The 15,833-nt window shown below is 69.9% G+C and carries 18 protein-coding genes; 11 read left to right on the top strand and 7 right to left on the bottom strand.

The window, feature by feature from the left end:
- Window positions 1-37 precede the first annotated feature (37 nt).
- The 6 genes from ACFOW8_RS03750 (at window position 38) to ACFOW8_RS03725 (ending at window position 5,906) form a co-directional block, all read left to right on the top strand.
- Window positions 38-1,735 (top strand): aldehyde dehydrogenase family protein, encoded by a 1,698-nt coding sequence (locus ACFOW8_RS03750; protein ID WP_378545438.1) that lies wholly within the window; start codon window positions 38-40, stop codon window positions 1,733-1,735.
- 233 nt (window positions 1,736-1,968) lie between these two features.
- On the top strand, window positions 1,969-3,126 hold the full coding sequence (locus ACFOW8_RS03745; RefSeq protein WP_378545435.1) for a septum formation family protein: 1,158 nt from the start codon (window positions 1,969-1,971) through the stop codon (window positions 3,124-3,126).
- Window positions 3,123-3,479: a metallopeptidase family protein gene (locus tag ACFOW8_RS03740; RefSeq protein ID WP_378545432.1), complete on the top strand. Its 357-nt coding sequence runs from the start codon at window positions 3,123-3,125 to the stop codon at window positions 3,477-3,479. The genes ACFOW8_RS03745 and ACFOW8_RS03740 overlap by 4 nt, the downstream gene beginning before the upstream one ends.
- A gap of 109 nt (window positions 3,480-3,588) precedes the next feature.
- Complete coding sequence (locus ACFOW8_RS03735; RefSeq protein WP_378545429.1) at window positions 3,589-3,900, top strand: PE family protein; 312 nt, start codon at window positions 3,589-3,591, stop codon at window positions 3,898-3,900.
- A gap of 48 nt (window positions 3,901-3,948) precedes the next feature.
- On the top strand, window positions 3,949-5,070 hold the full coding sequence (locus ACFOW8_RS03730) for a PPE family protein (RefSeq protein ID WP_378545426.1): 1,122 nt from the start codon (window positions 3,949-3,951) through the stop codon (window positions 5,068-5,070).
- Between the two features lie 32 nt (window positions 5,071-5,102).
- Window positions 5,103-5,906: an ESX secretion-associated protein EspG gene (locus ACFOW8_RS03725; protein WP_378545423.1), complete on the top strand. Its 804-nt coding sequence runs from the start codon at window positions 5,103-5,105 to the stop codon at window positions 5,904-5,906.
- 21 nt (window positions 5,907-5,927) lie between these two features.
- On the opposite strand, the gene ACFOW8_RS03720 is transcribed toward ACFOW8_RS03725, so the two are convergent.
- The 3 genes from ACFOW8_RS03720 to ACFOW8_RS03710 are packed head-to-tail and all read right to left on the bottom strand — an operon-like array spanning window position 5,928 to window position 7,960.
- Window positions 5,928-6,596, bottom strand: a complete 669-nt coding sequence (locus ACFOW8_RS03720; RefSeq protein WP_378545420.1) for a histidine phosphatase family protein — start codon at window positions 6,594-6,596, stop codon at window positions 5,928-5,930.
- Window positions 6,593-7,507, bottom strand: a complete 915-nt coding sequence (gene pheA / locus ACFOW8_RS03715) for a prephenate dehydratase (RefSeq protein ID WP_378545417.1) — start codon at window positions 7,505-7,507, stop codon at window positions 6,593-6,595. The genes ACFOW8_RS03720 and pheA overlap by 4 nt, the downstream gene beginning before the upstream one ends.
- A gap of 42 nt (window positions 7,508-7,549) precedes the next feature.
- Complete coding sequence (locus ACFOW8_RS03710; protein ID WP_378545415.1) at window positions 7,550-7,960, bottom strand: hypothetical protein; 411 nt, start codon at window positions 7,958-7,960, stop codon at window positions 7,550-7,552.
- Window positions 7,961-8,075: 115 nt separating this feature from the next.
- Here ACFOW8_RS03710 and ACFOW8_RS03705 point away from each other — a divergent pair, with 115 nt between their 5' ends.
- The 5 genes from ACFOW8_RS03705 (at window position 8,076) to ACFOW8_RS03685 (ending at window position 12,323) form a co-directional block, all read left to right on the top strand.
- Window positions 8,076-8,837 (top strand): DUF2470 domain-containing protein, encoded by a 762-nt coding sequence (locus ACFOW8_RS03705; protein WP_378545413.1) that lies wholly within the window; start codon window positions 8,076-8,078, stop codon window positions 8,835-8,837.
- A 28-nt stretch (window positions 8,838-8,865) separates the two neighbouring features.
- Entirely contained in the window at window positions 8,866-9,642 is a 777-nt protein-coding gene (locus ACFOW8_RS03700; protein ID WP_378545410.1) for a CPBP family intramembrane glutamic endopeptidase, read from the top strand.
- 113 nt (window positions 9,643-9,755) lie between these two features.
- Window positions 9,756-11,138, top strand: coding sequence for an LCP family protein (locus tag ACFOW8_RS03695; protein ID WP_378548442.1), 1,383 nt, complete (start codon window positions 9,756-9,758; stop codon window positions 11,136-11,138).
- Window positions 11,139-11,148: 10 nt separating this feature from the next.
- Complete coding sequence (locus ACFOW8_RS03690) at window positions 11,149-11,688, top strand: ferritin (RefSeq protein WP_378545407.1); 540 nt, start codon at window positions 11,149-11,151, stop codon at window positions 11,686-11,688.
- Window positions 11,689-11,771: 83 nt separating this feature from the next.
- Window positions 11,772-12,323, top strand: a complete 552-nt coding sequence (locus ACFOW8_RS03685; protein WP_378545404.1) for a ferritin — start codon at window positions 11,772-11,774, stop codon at window positions 12,321-12,323.
- Between the two features lie 83 nt (window positions 12,324-12,406).
- On the opposite strand, the gene ACFOW8_RS03680 is transcribed toward ACFOW8_RS03685, so the two are convergent.
- From ACFOW8_RS03680 to ACFOW8_RS03665, 4 genes are all read right to left on the bottom strand, one after another.
- Window positions 12,407-13,327 (bottom strand): DUF5926 family protein, encoded by a 921-nt coding sequence (locus ACFOW8_RS03680; RefSeq protein ID WP_378545401.1) that lies wholly within the window; start codon window positions 13,325-13,327, stop codon window positions 12,407-12,409.
- A gap of 55 nt (window positions 13,328-13,382) precedes the next feature.
- Window positions 13,383-14,150 carry a glycerophosphodiester phosphodiesterase gene (locus tag ACFOW8_RS03675; protein WP_378545398.1) on the bottom strand — a complete coding sequence of 256 codons (768 nt, stop codon included), beginning with the start codon at window positions 14,148-14,150 and terminating at the stop codon, window positions 13,383-13,385.
- Window positions 14,147-15,085, bottom strand: coding sequence for a DUF4328 domain-containing protein (locus ACFOW8_RS03670; protein WP_378545395.1), 939 nt, complete (start codon window positions 15,083-15,085; stop codon window positions 14,147-14,149). The genes ACFOW8_RS03675 and ACFOW8_RS03670 overlap by 4 nt, the downstream gene beginning before the upstream one ends.
- A gap of 82 nt (window positions 15,086-15,167) precedes the next feature.
- Window positions 15,168-15,527, bottom strand: coding sequence for a rhodanese-like domain-containing protein (locus tag ACFOW8_RS03665; protein ID WP_378545392.1), 360 nt, complete (start codon window positions 15,525-15,527; stop codon window positions 15,168-15,170).
- Between the last annotated feature and the right edge of the window lie 306 nt (window positions 15,528-15,833).

The raw sequence follows: 15,833 nt of genomic DNA, 5'->3' as shown, positions 1-15,833 counted from the left end.
GATGCTTCGAACCGGGAACAGGGGCATAGTTGCGGGTGTGGGTACCACATTCGACACCGCTGTCATCGATAACGCGCTCGCCGAACTCGCCGAGGGGGAAAAGGTCTGGGCCGCAACGGACCTGCGCCGACGTCGCGAACTGCTCGAGGAACTGCACGCGCTCACCGCCCGCGATGCCGAGGCCTGGGTGTCGGCGGCGCGCGCTGTCAAGCAGCTCGATCCCGACAGTCCGCTGGTCGGTGAGGAGTGGATGTCGGGCCCGATGACGATGCTCGCCGGTGCGCAGGCGCTCGCCGAGTCCGTCGGCGCGCTCGAACGGGGCGCGAGCCCGCTCGACGGCGTCGACCTCGGCACCGCACCCGGCGGCCGGGTCTCGGTGCCCGCCCTGCCGCACGGCGTCTACGACAAGCTGCTGCTCAGCGGCTTCAGCGCCGAGGTGTGGCTGCGGCCCGGGGTCGACGCGGCGACCGCGCGCCGCAAGGCCGGACTCGCCCAGCGCGACCCGGCCGCGACCGGCGGGATCGGCGCGGTGCTCGGCGCGGGCAACATCATGTCGATCGCGCCGCTGGACACGCTCTACGAGCTCTACGCCAACAACCGGGTGGTGGCGCTCAAGCTCAACCCGATCACCGATCCGCTGCTTCCGGTGTTCCGCGCCATCTTCGCGCCGTTCATCGAGCTCGGCGTGGTGCGCATCCTCACCGGCGGCGCGCCAGAGGGCGGCTACCTGGTCAATCACCCTCAGGTCGCGCACGTGCACATGACCGGCGGCGCGCCCACCCACGACGCCATCGTCTGGGGACCTGGCGAGGCCGGTGCCGAACGCAAGAAGACCGGCGAGCCGGTGCTGGCCAAGCCGATCACCAGCGAGCTGGGCGGGGTCGCGCCGTGCATCGTGGTGCCCGGCGACTGGTCGGCCGCTGATCTGAAGTTCCAGGCCGAGCACGTGGCCACCCAGCGCCTGCACAACGGCGGCTACAACTGCGTCGCTGCGCAGGCCGTGGTGATCAGCGCGGACTGGCCGCTCAAGGACCAGTTCCTCACCGAGTTGCGCGCCGCCATCGACCGCGCGCCCGCTCGCCCCGCCTACTACCCCGGCAGCGACGGCCGGGTGTCGAGTGCCATCGAGACCTACCCCGGTTCGACCCGCGCCAACGGCCGGGTGCTCGTGGAGAAGCTGCCGACCAGCGATACCCCGCTGCTGCGCACCGAGTACTTCTCCCCCGTGCTCGGCGTCGTCGAGTTGCCGGGCACCGGCGCCGACTTCCTGCGCACCGCGGTCGACTTCGCCAACGACGAGCTGATGGGCACTCTCGGCGCCAACGTCATCGTGCACCCGGACACCATCGACGAGCTCGGCGCGCGGCTCGACACGGCGATCGAGGACCTGCGCTACGGCACCGTCGCGATCAATTCCTGGACCGGCCTGGCCTTCCTCACCCCGCGCGCGAGCTGGGGTGCCTACCCCGGCCACACCCTCGACGACATCCAGAGCGGCATCGGCGTCGTGCACAACGCCTTCCTGCTCGACGACGTCGAGCGAACCGTGGTCCGCGGCCCGTTCCGGCCCGCACCGCGCGCGATCATGCACGGCGAGTTCGTGCTGAGCCCGAAGCCGCCGTGGTTCGTCAGCAACAAGACCGGCACCGGCACCGGCCGCAAGCTCACCGCGTTCTACGGCGACGGCAAGCCGACCCGGCTGCCCGGCATCTTCGTCTCGGCGCTGCGGGGATAGGTACGCTCAGGGCAGCAGACACCAGTACCCAGCCACGACGAGCGGCTGCAGGCCACGGTGCCTGACCGACGGGATTACCAGCCTGCGGCCCTGGAACGTGCCGCCGTCAACCGCAGCTGGTAGCTCTCGGCCCCGTACGACCCGACCTCGAGAAGGGTCTGTCGCGTCAGCGGCGGTCGCGGCCCGTCCCCGTCGACCAGGCGCAGTGGTGCAAGCGACGAAGGAGCAAAGCGGTGCCCGATCAGAACGCGAGGAAGCCGCGACGCGAGCACGCCGACGCTCCGACAGGCACCGCGGCGACACCACCCAGCCCAGCCCCGACGACCCGACCTCGAGGAGGGTCCGCCACGCAGCGGCGGTCGCGCGCCAGCGCTCCGACAAGCCTCCACCTCTCCGCGAACAAGCTGCGGTGGGGCCTGCTGATCGGCGCGCTCGGCGCGGTGATCGCCGCCCTGGTGACGATGACGGTCACCGGGTTCGAGTCCGACAAGGTCGCCGCGCACCAGCCGGGTACCGAGCCGGTGGTCAGGGACAAGGAGTTCAGTAGCGCGAACTCCGGCGACTGCCTGAACTGGACCGAGTCCGACCGCAGCGACCTGGTGAAGGTGAACTGTGGCGACGAGCACCTGTTCGAGGTGGCCGCGGTAATCGACCTGAGCGCCTACCCCGGTCGCGAGTTCAGTGACGGCACCAGGCACCCCGATTCGCTGCGGATGACCGAGCTCAGGGACGAGCACTGCGTCCCGGCAGTGCAGCGCTACCTGGGTGGACGGTTCGATCCGCGCGGGAAGTACATGGTGAATGTGATGTCGCCGAGCCCGGCAGGCTGGCAGCACGGCGACCGGACGCTGCGCTGCGGCCTGCAGGTCGCGGGTACGGCGGCGAGTCCGCCGTCGTCGGGCAGTGTCGTCGAGCAGGATCAGTCCAAGATCCACGCCGTCGGCACCTGCCTCGGGATCAACCAGAACCTGCCGACCGATCCGGTGGACTGCGCGCAGCCGCACGCGGTGGAGATCGTCGGCACCGTCGACCTGGCGGCCAACTTCACCGGCGGCCCGCCCGCCGAGGCCGATCAGGACTCCTACGTCGAGGCCGAGTGCACCCGGCTCTCCACCGAGTACCTCGGCAGCCCGGACGCCATCAGGAACAAGACCCTGACGCTGTTCTTCGACTATCTGGAACCGACCAGTTGGCTCGCGGGCAGCAAGAAACTGGACTGCTGGCTCGGCAAGGGCGCCGACCGGGAGGGGTTCGCGCCGATCGTCGGTTCGGCGCGCGGGGAGATCCTGATCGACGGTCAAGCCCCGGTGCCGCCGCCCAATACCGGCCGCTCCACCCCGGCACCGCTGCCGGGTGCCGCGCCGCTGCCGCCGCAGCCCCAGCCGCGGTGACCGAGCCGCCGCGGGTGTCGCCGGAGCGGTTCGAAGAGCTGGTCGGCGACGCACTCGACCTGATTCCGCCCGAGCTGAGCAACGCCATCGACAACGTCGTCGTGCTGGTCGAGGCCAGAAACGCCGAGGAACCGTCGCTGCTCGGGCTCTACCACGGGATCGCGCTCACCGAGCGGGACAGCTTCTACGCGGGGTCGCTGCCGGATACCGTAACCATCTACCGGGAGGCTATTCTCGACATCTGTAGCACGGACGACGAGGTGGTCGAGGAGGTAGCGATCACCGTGATCCATGAAATAGCACACTATTTCGGGATTGACGACGACCGGTTGCATGAGTTGGGATGGGGTTAGCGAAACCGGGTGGGGAATCGATGGAACCGAACGCCTCGCTCTCGCGTCCTATCACTCGTAGGGGGAATTCTCGTGGTTCCCGATAGTCGCCACCAGAAGGAGTCGGGTCATGGTCGGACACGTTCTTATCTCGCCTGAAATCGTCCTCGCCGCGTCCGCGGAGCTGGATCTGCTCGCCGAACGCCTCGCGGCCGCCGCCGCGCTGGCAGGCCCGACCACCCATGTGCTGCCTTCCGGCGCCGAAGAGGTCTCGCTGCTCGCGGCCGGGCATTTCAACCACGCCGCAGCCACCCACGACAGCTCGGTCGCCCAGGCCATCCTGGAGCTTCACCACGCGGCCGCGACGTTGCGGGCGCAGCTCGGCACGAACATCGTTGAGGAGTCGGTGCGCGCCGCCGCCATCTCCGCCATCCAGATCTAGCCGTACCGGCACCCGTCGACGATCATTCATTCAGGGGAGTAACAAGACATGACCGCAGGGATCACCGGGGTCTTCTGGCTGCCGCGTATGGCCGAAGTCAACTCGACCATGCTCAACGCGGGCGCGCACGCGGTGCCGATCAGCGCCGCCGCCACCTCGTGGGGCACGCTGGCGGCCGCCTGGGGCGACGCCACCTTCACCATCACCAGGGTCATCGCCGAGGTCGGCGTCGGTCTGCAGGGTGTCAACGGGCTCGCGGTGCTGGCCAAGCTGGCGCCGTTCGGCGCGTGGGCGGGCCAGCAGGGCGTCATGGCGGGGATCATGGGCGCCAAGGCCACCGCCAACGCCACCGCCTACACCGTGGCCTCGCTCGCCATGCCGAGCCTGCCCGAGATCGCGGCCACCAACGCCGCGGTGGCGGCGTCGGCCAACCCGCCCGGCGTGGTGTCCGGCGCGTTCGAGGTGGCCGAGGTCGCCAGGCACGCGATGGACATCCGCGCCGCGCTGGTGATGGAGACCTACGAGGCGGCCACCACCGCCACCGTCACCACGCCCGGCGAGTTCTCGATGCCGCCGACGATCGCCAGTGGCGCGGGCACGGCCGATGCCGCGCAGAGCGACTTCGGTGGCGACCCGCTCGCCGCCACGGTCGCCGCCGCGCAGGCACTCGTCTCCAACCCCGGCGTGATCAGCGCGGCCACCCAGGCGGCCAATGTGGCCGGTGGTGTGCTCACCAGCGGGGTCAGCACTGCGGGCAATATCGGTGCCGCCGCCGTGTCGGCCGCCACCGCGTCCACCGTGCCCGCGACCACCGCCGCGGTGCCTGCCATGGCGGCCATGGGTGGCGCCGGTGCCGCCGGGGTGGCGACCACCGCGGCCGGGCTCGGCGGTGTCACGCTCAACGCGAGCCAGCTCAAGCTGCCGGAGGGCTGGGGCGCGCCAGCGGCGAACGCGGCGGCTTCGGCTCCGGTCGAGTCGGTGGTTCGCACCGACAGCGCGCCGGTGCGCAACGCCACCGGCAGCGGCAGCCCGCTGCTCGGCAACCGCGCCAAGGGCGAGGACGACGACGAGCACGACGCCATCGACTACGGCCAGTCCGACGAGGCCTTCACCGACGGCCGCTACACCGCCGACGGCGTGATCGGCGCCGACCTCGCCGGGACCAAGTGACGGTGCTCGGCGGGGGTGGCAACGGGGGGTCATTGCTGGATGCCGTCGTGCTCTCGCTCGACGACATGCAGTACCTCCTCGAGAAGCTGCAATTCGACGAGATGCCCGTGGTGCTCGACGCCCTCGGCCGCTACGACGACGTCACGGCGCACGACGCCGCGATGAAGGCGGCCGAGGCGGCACTCACCGAACGCGAACTCCTGTTCGGTGACACGGTGCAGCCCGAGCTCGCCGAACGGCTGCGGGTGCTCTACCGGCCGCAGTGGATCATCGCGCTGCGGTGGGTGGTCCAGGGCCACGTGAACCGGTTCTGTCTGGCGCAGGGCGACGACCGCGCGGTCGTCGCCCTGCGCGGGCCGGAGTCCTACGTCATCGACGACGCCGGGCTCGATCTGCCCGCCGCGGTACTCCAGGCGCTCGGGCAGTCCGAGGCGCTCGAGCTGTACGGCATGAACGCCCCCACCGAGGAACTGGCGCCGATCTTCGGCGACACCGGCGATGTCGCCGCCACCACCGAGCGCCTCGCCAAGATCGGCAAGCCCGCCACCGACGCGCCGACGCTGGCGTCGGCGCTGGTGGAGATCCACTCCTACGCCGAGATCGTCGGCGTCGCCTACGGTGACGGCACCCGCGACGTACAGGACAACCACATCGCCGTCTTCAACACCCGCGCGGGCAGATTCATCATCACCGCCAGCGTCGCCGACGACGGGGTGAAGTGGTCGTCCATCGCCACCGGCACCAACGCCAGGCTGCGCACCGCGGTGGCCGATCTCATCGAGTCGCTGCCGGTGCGCGCGGAATTCCCGATCGCGAACGCCGAGACGCTGGGCTGAGTCGGCCTCCCGATGGGCTGATCAGCCCATCGGGTCGTCGGGAGTCGGCTCGGCGTCGAGCGCGAACGGTGGCGTGAACCGGCCCCAGCGCAGGCACTCCCAGCCGCCGTTCGCGGTCGGCAGCAGCTCGATGGTCTCGGTGTTGTCGAGGTGGTTGTTCGTGGTGAACGGCGGAGCGACCCCGGCCAGCGTCATCGCGACCAGGCGCATGGCGGCACCGTGGTTGACGACGACCACGTCACTCTCGGCGTCGTCGGTGAGGAACTCGGTCCGCAAGCCCTCTAGCACCGGCACGATCCGGTCGAGCACGTCTCGACCCGATTCACCGCCGGGTGCCCGCAGGTGGAGCTCCCCGTAGTGCCAGGCGCGGTAGATCTGCTGGAAGAATTCGTGCGCCTCCGGGTCGGAGCGGCCGTGCAGCTCGCCGACCTGGACCTCGAACAGACCGTCCAGGATGTGGGCGGGTGAGCCGGTGGCCGCCTCGATGTAGCCTGCCGTCTGCCGCGCGCGCAGCGCCTCCGACGCCACCAGTACCTGCGGCGGCCGCACCAGCCCCGCACCGAACGCTTTCGCCTGTGCCACACCGCGTTCGGTGAGCGGGAGACCGGGCACCCTGGTATCGAGCAGTTTGGCGACGTTGCCCTCGGTCTCGCCGTGCCGCACCAGCACCAGCTTCGCGGGTGTGTTCATAGGTCAGCGACCCCCTTTCGCAATTGCGTCAACCATTCTGCGGCAGGTTCGTCCGACGGGGGCGGTGTTCCGATTGCCGAGTACGCGGGCCACGAGCCGAGGAACCGGATGGTGGCGGTGCGGTGCAGCGCCTTCAAGGTCTCCGCGACGGCCGGGTCGTCGATATGGCCGACGCAGTCGAGGTAGAAGCGGTAAGTGCCCATCGCCGTCCGGGTCGGTCGCGACTCGATGCGAGTGAGATCGACGCCGCGCGTGGCGAATTCGGCGAAGGCGCGCATGAGCGAACCCGGCTCGTTCGGCAGCTCGAGCACCACCGAGGTGCGGTCGGCGCCGGTGGCGTGCGGTGCGGCACCGGGCCGGGTGACCAGCACGAACCGGGTGATGGCCTGGTCGTGGTCGGCGACCCCGTCGGCCAGGGTGGCGAGGCCGAGCCGCTCGCCTGCCAGCGCGGTCGATACCGCGGCGTCGGCCGTGCCGGCGGCCACGTCCTCGGCGGCGGCGGCGTTCGAGGCGGACACATAGGGACGCGCCTGCGGCAGCGTCCGCGCCACCCACTCCCGAACCTGCGCGGCGGCCACGGGGTAGGCGGCCAGCGTACGCACCTGGTCCAGGGTGGTGCCGGGGCGCGCGACGATCGTGAACGCCACTTCCAGCTCGGTCTCGGCCATGATCTGCAGCCGGGGTCCGATGGCGAGCGAATCCAGCGTCGCCGGGATGGAACCTTCGACCGAACTCTCGATCGGCACCACCGCGCCGTCGACGTCGTCGGACCGGATCAGCTCCAGCGCGGCGCCCTGACTCGGCGCGGCGACTCGCTCGACCGGGCCCTCGAAGGCCCCCGAGTTCTCGAACTTGGCCAGAGCCATCTCGGTGAAGGTTCCCGATGGCCCGAAATACGCTATCCGCGGCACAACTCAAAGATTAGCTGGATCGTTGACGGCGCCGCGGCGCGGTTACGGTTCCAGCACCGCCAGCGCCGCTTCGATCGCCTGCTCAGCGGTAGTTTCGATGGCGAGGAGCACGGATCTGGTCGCCTCGATGGCAGGTGGCTTCAGGCCGCGCAGGAAGGCGAGGTCGGGTGCGGTGATCGCGGTGGGAATGTCCTCGCCACACAGTGCGGCGACAGTGCCTGCGACGACGGCGACCGCGCGCGGGCCGCTGGTCGTGACGGCGACGAACCCGTGTCCGGCGTGCGCGATACGCGCCAGGAAGGCCGACAGTTCGGCATCGGGAATGTCGGCGTCGACGACCTCCGCGGCGGTGGGCGCGCTGTCGGCCCGGCGCACCAGATCGGCCACCAGACTGCGGCGGGCGGGAGCCGACAGGCTGAGCAGAACGGGTTCGGCGGGCTCGTCGTGCGTCATCCGCCCACCGTAGGAAGCGGATTCCCGCGCGGATCCGCCGGGGTGTTCCGCTTGCGCGATCACGATCAGTAACTTAGCTTAGGTTTACCTAAACATCAGTTCGCGGAGGTTGTTCATGTCGAGCCCAACCACGATCCTCGCGCCGACGACCGCCGAGCGGGTACGCAGCGCGTGCGCGCACGCCGAGACCGCGGTGCTGGCGCTCCCCGGCATCGATCCGGTGCCGACCACGCTGCATCATCTGCGGCGCTGTGGTGACGCGGTCATCGCGGTGCAGGCCGATTCGATCGCGGCGGCACTCGCGGCGACGGCGAACGAGACCTCGGCGGTACTCGAACTCACCGACCACGCGCCGCTGCCGCTGCGCGAGCCGGTGCGCGCGCTGGTGTGGTTGCGTGGCTGGGTCCGGCGGGTGCCCGCGCAGGCACAGCGCGCGCTCGCCGTCGAGATCGCGAAGGACTACCCGCATCCGGGTCTGCTCGATGTCGGCCACACCGTCACGCTGCTGCGCCTGGTGGTGAACTCGGCCGTGCTGGCCGATACCTCCGGCGCCGAGTCGGTCGACCATGCCGACCTGCGCGCTGCCACCGCAGACCCCTTCTGTGAACTGGAGGGCGCCTGGCTGCAGCACATGGCCGCCGACCACGCCGACGTCGTTGCCCAGCTCTCCCGCCACTTGCCGACCCGCCTGCGCGGCGGCATGGTGCACCCGCTCGCCATCGACCGCTACGGCCTCACCCTGCGCGTGGAGGGTCCCGACGGCGACCACGACGTGCGACTCCCCTTCGCCGCCCCCGCCGACGACGTCGAGTCCCTGAGCAAGGCCGTCCGCATCCTGGCCGGCTGCCCCTTCCTGAACGGCCTGCGCCGCATCTGAATCGCGACGCCTGCTTACACTTCGCCGCATGCGGGTTGATCCTCCAGATACCGAGCTGAGCGAGCGGGAACGGTTCGGTCTTCGGGTCGAGATCGTCGTGGTGCTGTTGGTGACGTTCGGGTTGAGCGGTATCAGTGCGGGCTTGTCCCTGCTGGATTCGGCGTTGTCGCCGGGCGGGGTCGGCGGGCGCACGGTGGCGCTGAATGCCTCGCGGTCGGACAATTCGCTGCTCGACCTGCTGTTCCAGCTGGTCGGGATCACCCGGTTGCTCGCCTGGGCTGCGCTCGGGCTCTACCTGTTGTGGCGCAGCGGGATCGGGCCTCGGCTGGTCGGGCTGGCCAGGATGGGGCGCCGCGATGTGCTGGCCGGTCTGGTGCTCGCCGCGGTGATCGGGCTGCCTGGGCTCGGGCTGTATCTGGTCGCGCACGCGCTCGGGGTGAGTGTGACCATCGTGCCGAGTTCGCTGTCGGAGCAGTGGTGGCGGCTGCCGGTGCTGATTCTGGCCGCCTGCGCGAATTCGGTCGCCGAGGAGGTGATCGTGGTCGCGTATCTGATCAGCAGGCTGCGCAAGCTCGGCTGGTCGGAGAACAGTTCGCTGGTCGCCTCGGCGCTGCTGCGCGGCAGCTATCACCTGTATCAGGGGCTCGGCGGCGGGCTCGGCAATATCGTGATGGGCCTGATCCTCGGGCGCTACTGGCAGCGCACCAACCGGCTGTGGCCGCTGATCCTGGCGCACGCGGTGATCGACGCGGTGGCTTATCTCGGCTATCACGTGCTGCGTGGGCGCGTCGGCTGGCTGCCGTGAACGGCGTGTCCGCCGCGTTTCGCGCTAACACCGGCGGCTGACCGGGATATCCACCCAGTGACCGGCGCGCACGACCGACCCGCGCACCCGACGATCAGTAGAGTTCGACAGTGATGAACGGCGAAGATCCACGAAGGCGCCGGGTGCCGCCACCGGGCCGCCCCGGTGGTCCCCCGCTGCCGCCACCCGGCCGCGGCGGTCCGCCGAGCGGCAGGCCACTGCCGTCGGGCGACGAACCGACGGTCCGGCACGGCGGGCCACACGACCCGACCGCCCGGCACAAACCGGGACCGGGCCGCCCCGCCTCGTATATCGAGCCGACCCAGGTGCTGCACCGCGACGGCCGCGACGATCGACCGCTCGCCTATTCGCAGCTGCCACGCGAACAGCCGAAACCGCGTCAATACGCTCCGACGCAGCGTCCGGTGCCGCGTCGCGAACCGGCCAGGCACGCGCCGACCCAGCGTCCGGTGCCGCATCACGACGCCGCCGCACCGCGCCGCACGCCACCGCCGCCCGACACGGGCCGACCGCAACGGCCGCCGCGACGCCGCCGCCGCAGGCACCCGTTCCGGTGGTTCACGCTGATCGTCGTGCTGCTGATCGCCGGCCTGATCGCGGCGATCGTGCACCTGGACGGCGCACTGACCAGGATCCCCGCGCTCACCTCCTACAGCGACCGGATCGGCGACACCCCCGGCACGAACTGGCTGCTGGTCGGCTCCGACGGCCGCGGCGATCTCTCGACCGAACAGGAACAGGAGCTCGCGACCGGTGGTGACACCGGCCCCGAACGCACCGACACGATCATGCTGGTGCACATCCCGCGGTCCGGCGCAAGCACGATGGTCAGCCTGCCGCGCGATTCCTACGTCAGCGTGCCCGGTCACGGCAGGGACAAGCTGAACGCCGCGTTCGCGCTCGGCGGCGCGCCGCTGCTGGTCCAGACGGTGGAGGTGGCGACCGGAGTGCGGATCGACCACTACGCGCAGATCGGCTTCGGTGGATTCGCCGCCGTGGTCGACGCGCTCGGCGGCATCGAGATGTGCCTGGACGAACCGATCGTCGACCCGCTGGCCGGTCTCGATCTCCCGGCGGGCTGCCAGGAGCTGACCGGCCCGCAGGCGCTGGGTTTCGTGCGGACGAGGGCCACCCCGAACGCCGATGTGGACCGGATGAACCATCAGCGGATGTTCATGTCAGCGCTGCTGAAGAAAGCGACCGATGTGGGCACGCTGGCGAATCCGTTCGCGCTGTGGCCGATGGCTACGGGGGTGGCCGGTTCGCTGAAGGTCGACGACGGTGACCATATCTGGAACCTGGCCTCGCTCGGCTGGGCGCTGCGCGGCGAGACGGTCACCACCACGGTGCCGATCGGTGGCTTCGGCGACACCGATGTGGGCAATGTGCTGCTGTGGGACAAGGCGAAGGCGTCCAGCTTCTTCGACGCGCTGGCCAAGGATCAGCAGATTCCCGAGGACCTGCTCACGCGGTAACGTCGACCACATGGCCGAGGACGTCTCCTTCGCCGATCTGCTCCGCGCGCAGATCCGGCACGGGCTCACCGCCGCGCAGCAGTACCTGTCCGCCGCGGTGTATTTCGACTGTCAGCGGCTACCGGAGTTGGCGGGCCAGGCCTACGCCCGCTCGGCGCGCAGCCGTGGTCACGCGATGCGGATGGTGCAGTATCTGCTCGACCGGGATATCGCGGTGTCGATCGGCGGGCTCGACGAGATCGATGCGGAATTCGAGTCGCCACGGGCCGCGATCGCCTGCCTGCTCGACCGTGAGCGGAGGACAACCGCGCAGGTCAGCTCGCTGGCCGCGGCGGCACGCGAGGCCGGGGATTATTTAGGCGAACAATTCGTGCAATGGTTTCTGCATGCCCAGGTGACCGATGTCGCCGAAATGTCTACTTTGCTCGCGGTGCTCGATCGGCAGCATAATTTGTTCCAGGTCGAGGAATTCATCCGCCGGGAACTCGCCGGTGCGGTTATGGTGGACAAGACGGCACCGAGAATGGCCGGTCAGGGCAACCTCAGTTAGGGAATACTTCCTTAGGGAATACTTCCCTCAATAAGGCTGCACTTGGATGACAACCCCATTTGACCAGGTCTAATCTGGCCAACATGTCGATTCATCCGGAACCCCCGCGCAGCAAATTTCACAGCCTGCTTCAAGACCAGATCCGGCATGAGTTCAATGCCGAGCATCAGTACATCGCCATCGCGGTGTGGTTCGACAACAACGATCTGCCGCAGCTGGCCAAGCGCTTCTACGCGCAGTCGGTCGAAGAGCGCAATCACGCGATGATGATCGTGCAGTATTTCCTCGATCGCGATATCAGCGTCGACATCTCCGGTATCGACGCCGCGAAGTCGACCTTCGAGAACGCGCGCGAGCCGATCGAGCTGGCACTGGCCCAGGAGAAGACGGTCACCGACCAGATCGTCCGGCTGGCGAGCACCGCCCGCGAGGAGGGCGATTACCTCGGCGAGCAGTTCATGCAGTGGTTCCTGAAGGAACAGGTCGAGGAAGTGGCCGCGATGACCACGCTGCTCAATATCGCCGACCGCGCCGGGTCGAACATGTTCGACCTGGAGGCGTTCATGTGGCGCGAGCTCAGCTCCAACCCGAAGGAAGCCTCGGGGGCCCCGACCGTCGCAGGCGGCAGCGTCTAGGACAACTACGCGAACGGCTTCGACTCGCAGGCCGCGAGTCGAAGCCGTTGTGCGTTCACCAGCCGGAGCCGGACCCGTCTAGTTCAGCGCAGGGTGACCTGACGCCCGCGCAGACCATCGCGCGAACGCCGTTCTTCGCCGGTCATCGGGGCGTCCGAGGCCAGCGCCTCGGCCAGGCGCGCGCCGAATTCCCTGGCGGAGGCCTCCCATTCGGTGGGGTGCAGCTCGGGATCGAGGTCGAACACCGGGACCAGCACGCCGTGCGTGCGGAACGAACCGGCGAAGCGCGACCCCTCGCCCATGTGCAGACCGCCGGCGGCGTGCACCCGCGCCAGGGCCAACATCAGCTTGTCCTCGTCCTCGGGACGCACCCAGCGCACATGCGCCTTGTCACCGGCGTCGACCCACCAGGCCGCGCCGACACCGTCGGCGCCGAGATCCAGCCGCGCCGACGGCATGATCGCCTGCTTGGCCTGCTCGATCGTGGCCGCCACCTGCGGGTCGGGGGTCACGCCCTCGGGCACCCACCAGTCGAAGTCCTGGTGCACGGTGATCTCCAGATCGGCGCCGGGATCGATGACGTCACCGAGGCGCGGACCGCCGTCGACGGAACCGGCCGCGTCCAGCGACTCGCCCGGCTCGGCGGACTGCGTCCACAGGATGGCCGCGGCGATATCGGCCGACGGGTCGATGCCCTGATGCTGCACCTGGGTGCCCACATAGCCGACGGGCTCGTCACCGGCGCGCACCAGCGCCGCCACCGCGCCGGGCAGCACGGTCGCCAGGGTCACCTCGCGCTGGGCGCCGACACCGGGCGCCAGCTTCAAGGTCGCGGTCGCCGACGGCACGAACTCCCGCAGCGCCACCAGATCACATTCGGCAGCAAGCCCTTCGAACGGCCGCGTCGGGGCCGCCGATGCCTGCTCCTGCGCCGCACGCCGCTCGGCGAGACGCTGAGCCCGATTACTGTCGGGCTTCGGACTGTTCCGCTTGCTTTTACCCACGCACGGAGTTTATGGGCGAGCGGCCGCCAGGCTACGCGCGCCCCTGGCGCGCGGCTCAGACGCCTGCCAGCAGGGTCTTCGTGCGGCCGGGGTGATTGGTGGCGACCCAGCTGACGCCCAGGTCGGCGCACAGTTTCACGTCTTCTGGTTCGTCTACGGTCCAGCAGTAGGTGGCACGGCCCGCCGCGGCGGCCTTGTCGACGAGTTCGGGGTGCTCGCGCAGGGTCTTCACCGCGGGGCCGACCGCGGTGGCACCCACGGTGGTCGCTGCGCCGCCACCGAGGAAGCGCGACGATTCGCCGAGCAGGACGGTCGGCAGCAGCGGCGCGGCGCGGCGGATCCGCCAGACCGCGGTCGCGGCGAACGACATCACCACCGCGCGGGAGTGATCCGCCGAGGCCGGGGTCGCGATGCCGAAACGCTGGAGTTCGGCGAGCACCTTGTTCTCCACCAGGGCGCCGTAGCGCACCGGATGCTTGGTCTCGATGAACAGCTTGGTGGGTCGACTGCGCCAGTCGAGCACGAGGCCGATCAGATCACTGAGCGCGAGCACGCCCTCCGGCGCCTCTGGGGTGCCGAAGTTCATGTCGCGCAGCTCGTCCAGGGTCAGTTCGCTGACCAGGCCGGTGGCGTCGGAGGTGCGGTCGACGGTGCGGTCGTGCACACAGACCAGATGCCCGTCGCGGGTCAGCCGCACATCGCATTCGACCCCGTCGGCGCCCTCTTCCAGCGCAAGTTCGTAGGCGGAGAGAGTGTGCTCGGGGCGCGCCGCGGACGCACCACGGTGTGCCACCACGAACGGCGCGCGATTGCCCTGGCTCACTTGGCCACAACCTCCTCTTGCGGTTTCCCGATCTCCTCGTGCCCGCCCGGCCGCACCGGCGCGATGACCACCTCGGCCGGATCTGCCGCGAGCACCCAGCGGTGCGCCGAGCGCGGCGCGCCACGCAGATCCCGTCCGTCGAGCAGGCGGACCAGCCACAGCGTGAGCACCGCGAAGGCCACCGCGCACAGATCGCTGAACGCGGTGAAGGACACGCCGTCGGCCTCGGCCTGCAGGCTCGACGCGTCGCGCCACAGGGTGGCGGCGACCAGGATCACGCCGCTGGCCACCCAGGCGGTCCACCAGATCCGCACCGCCCGTTCCGCACGCGGATCGGAGCTCGCGGCGACCAGTTCGGACAGGAAGACACCGGGCCAGACGAGGTTCACGCCGGGAATCAGGCAGCCTGCCAGCAAGGCGAAGCGGTGCCGCGGATCGCGCCTGCCGCGCGTGGCGAAGGCGGCGACGCGGGCCTCGATCAGCCAGGCCACCAGCGCGAACGCCGTGGCGAGCGCGCACAGGGGGGCAAGAATGCCGAAGACCCAGACCGCGAAGTCGGAGGTCCACAGCAGCCAGCCGGGGATCAGGGTGGTGCGGTTGCGCAGCAGGATCAGATACCGGCCGTACTCGGCGGCGGCCGCGGCGAGGAAGGCCAGTGCAGTGAGGACCAGCAGGACATCACGCTGCGCGGCCAGGCCGCGCAGCGGACGTTCCTGGGCCGGGGCCTGCGCCGGCGGCGGATCGAGCAGACCCCAGCGCGGGATCTCGGTATAGCGCGGGGTCGGTCCCGGCGGCGCGGCCACCGTGGTGACGGCGGCCTTGCGCATACGGTGATCGGGCCTGCGGGCGACCCAGCGGTAGTTGCGTTGCGCGGCGGGGGCATCGACCCGTCCCGGTGACAGCAGCACGCCACGGCAGCGCGGGCACCAGTGCATCGGCGCGCCCTGCACGGCCCACCGCGCGCCACAGCGTGCACATGGTTGCACCACCGAACTCACCCGCGCACCCCGTTCCGGACTAGTAGATCTTGGCTTCGTGCTCACCGTCGGCGACCACCGGACGGCCGGTCTGCTGCCAGGCGACCATTCCCCCGGCGACGTTCACCGCGTCGTACCCGATATGCGCCAGGTACCGGACGACCTCGATCGAGCGCCCGCCCTGCCTGCACACGACGTACAGCTCGGCGTCGATATCGATCTCGTCGAGGCGGGCCGGAACGTCGACCATCGGGATGTGGATCGCGCCCGGCGCGCGGCCGAGCTCCCACTCGTCGGGTTCACGCACGTCGAGCAGCTGGCTGCCGGGCACCGGCGTGGCGTCGTCGAACGCGGCGGGTACCGCGCCCACCGGCACCGTGGGGACCTCGGAGCTCGTCACGCCTCGATCCTGCCATGCCGCGACCGCGCTCGGGCTGTCGTAGGGGCGGTCTGTGGATGGATCGCGGTTATCCACAGAATCCACAAGCCGATCCACAGGTCTCAGCTATCGGTCAGCACACTGCTTCGAGGTTTCGGCTATGAACCGAGGTGGAATCGGGGAAAACAGCGGGCGGGCCGGCCGATCCGGGACTCCCCTCCATGTCATCCCGGAGCGGCCGCCCGCCGCTGACGTCGAGATCCAAGGGGCGCACCGGTCCCGACATCTACTTGGACGCGACCGGAGCCGTTTCGGTTCCATAAAAAA

This window comes from Nocardia rhizosphaerae, from assembly GCF_042650365.1.
Lineage (GTDB): Bacteria > Actinomycetota > Actinomycetes > Mycobacteriales > Mycobacteriaceae > Nocardia > Nocardia rhizosphaerae.
Note: the sequence above shows the minus strand (reverse complement) of the source record. Positions and strands in the feature narration are given on the sequence as shown.